The following is a 246-nucleotide window of genomic DNA, read 5'->3' as shown; positions in this document are numbered from 1 at the left end:
GCCACAGCGCACGGCCGACAACTGCGAGCTGGATCCGCGGCTGCTGGTCGAATGGATGCTGGAGGACGGCGTGCCAGGGCGGCTGAGCCTGCAGATCCACAAGTTCATCTGGGAGCCACAAAAAAAAGGCGTCTAGCCTGCTTAGTGCGCGGCCTTGCTGTTCAGGTAGGGATCGAACGGCACGTCGATCGCGAAGAGTTCGCGGTGGTCGGCTGTTTCGATGCGGCGTAGTTCGAGGTGCGCTCC

Annotated in this window: 1 pseudogene; it reads left to right on the top strand. The window is 62.6% G+C overall.

What is annotated here, in order from left to right:
* A pseudogene (locus tag AC5IJH_RS18685) lies at positions 1-136 on the top strand (7-carboxy-7-deazaguanine synthase); the annotation flags it as partial.
* Positions 137-246: the final 110 nt, after the last annotated feature.

Source organism: Candidatus Dedyshia acidiphila, assembly GCF_051025295.1.
In the GTDB taxonomy this organism is placed as follows: domain Bacteria; phylum Acidobacteriota; class Terriglobia; order Terriglobales; family Acidobacteriaceae; genus KBS-83.
Note: the sequence above shows the minus strand (reverse complement) of the source record. Positions and strands in the feature narration are given on the sequence as shown.